The organism is Geminicoccus flavidas (assembly GCF_009806515.1).
In the GTDB taxonomy this organism is placed as follows: Bacteria; Pseudomonadota; Alphaproteobacteria; order Geminicoccales; family Geminicoccaceae; genus Geminicoccus; species Geminicoccus flavidus.
The window spans coordinates 1-1,705 of sequence record NZ_WUJP01000846.1 but is presented as its reverse complement, the minus strand read 5'-3'; the positions used below and the strand labels follow the sequence as shown (position 1 = coordinate 1,705).

The 1,705-nt window shown below is 69.9% G+C and carries 3 protein-coding genes; all 3 read left to right on the top strand.

The window, feature by feature from the left end; genetic code table 11:
• Window positions 1–509, top strand: a 509-nt coding sequence (locus tag EQG76_RS24335; protein WP_159717171.1) for an ATP-binding cassette domain-containing protein, incomplete at its 5' end; no start/stop codon positions are given.
• A gap of 194 nt (window positions 510–703) precedes the next feature.
• Window positions 704–1,150: an RrF2 family transcriptional regulator gene (locus EQG76_RS24330; RefSeq protein WP_159717169.1), complete on the top strand. Its 447-nt coding sequence runs from the start codon at window positions 704–706 to the stop codon at window positions 1,148–1,150.
• A 32-nt stretch (window positions 1,151–1,182) separates the two neighbouring features.
• Window positions 1,183–1,705, top strand: a 523-nt coding sequence (locus EQG76_RS24325; RefSeq protein WP_200841076.1) for an acyl-CoA dehydrogenase family protein, incomplete at its 3' end; no start/stop codon positions are given.

The window sequence follows — 1,705 nt, the reverse complement described above, 5'->3', positions numbered from 1 at the left end:
CGGTCACCGGTATCCACCCGCGCGTGCGCCTCCTGTTCCAGGACGCTAGGCTGGTGCCCTGGCAGCGTGTGCTGGGCAATATCGGGATCGCGCGCGGCGAGAGTTGGCAGGACGCCGCGCGTGCCGCGCTCGCCGATGTCGGCTTGGCTCGGCGCGCCCAAGATTGGCCGGCCGTGCTCTCGGGCGGCCAGCAGCAGCGCGTGGCCCTGGCCCGGGCCCTGGTCAGCCGGCCGGGCGTGCTGCTGCTGGACGAGCCATTTGGCGCGCTCGACACCCTGACCCGGATCGAGATGCACCAGCTCACCGAGCGCATCTGGCAGGATCACGGCTTCACCGTCGTGCTGATCACCCATGACGTCGCCGAGGCGGTGGCCCTGGCCGACCGGGTGGTGGTGCTGAAGGCCGGAGAGATCGCGCTGGACATGCCGGTTCCCTTCCCGCGCCCGCGCCGGCAACTGGCCGATCCTGCCGCCGCCGCGCTGCAGGCAGAGATCCTGGCAGCCGTGTGAATCTTGGTCGCGGGGGCCGGCTTTCGGGCAGCCCGATCACCACCCAAGCCGGCGGAGCTTATTATTGGCTAATTCAGTAAGCTTACCGGCAATTGCCACGTGACGGCAGTCAGACGCGGTGCCGCGAGAATCCCGGCGTCGTCCGGCTTCCGCCGTCGCAACGATACGCCAATCACAGGGGAGGCGGACCGAGGGTGCTCACCAAGAAAGCCAAGTATGGCCTCAAGGCCCTGGTCCATCTCGCCAGCGGCGACCCGGAGAAGCTCACCCAGGCTGCCGAGATCTCAGAAGTCACCGGGGCACCCAAGGCCTTCCTGGATGCCATCCTGCTGGAGCTCAGGAATGCCGGCCTGATCCGCAGCAAGAAGGGTCCGGGCGGCGGCTTCACGCTGGCTCGGCCGCCCACCGAGATCCGCATGGGCTATGTGGTGCGCACGCTGGACGGCCCGATCGCCCCCCTTCCCTGTGCCCGGCGCAAGACTGCAGAGCCCTGCCGCGACTGCGTCATAGTCGAGGGGTGCGAGGTGCGCCTACTGATGCTGGAAGTGCGCGATGCGATCGCTGCGGTGCTCGACCAGACCACGCTTGCCCAAATGCGGGATCAGGCCAATCACGACCTCTCCCTCGACTACTCGATCTGAAGCGGCTGACGATGCCTTCTGCACAAGCGGCCTTGGCCATCGACGATGCGCGCCTGGAAGGCTTGGCTGCCCGGCTGGCGGCGCAGGCTGGGGAGCTTGACCGATCCGCCGCCTCTCCGCACGGCCCGCTCCAGGCGTTCGCCGAGCTCGGCCTGACTGGCCTGACCGTGCCCGTCGCCCTTGGCGGCGGTGGCTGGGGCATTGAGCCGGTGATTCGGCTGCTGGCACGGCTGGCCGCGGCCGAGCCTGCCAGCAGCCTGGTTCTCGCGATGACGCTGATCCAGCAGGCCCAGATCGCGCGTAACGGGCGGCTGGCCCAGCACCTGGCCGAACAGGTCGGCCGCCAGGGTGTCGCGGGCGCCTATCTCAATGCGCTGCGGGTCGAGCCCGAGCTCGGCAGCCCCGCCCGCGGCGGGCTGCCTGCCACCGTCGCGACCCGCACCTCGTCCGGCTGGCGGATCAGCGGGCAGAAGCGCTTCTGCACCGGGATCGAGGCCCTGGCCCTGGCGCTGGTCTGGGCACGGACCGACGAAGCCGCCCCCCGGGTCGGCCAGT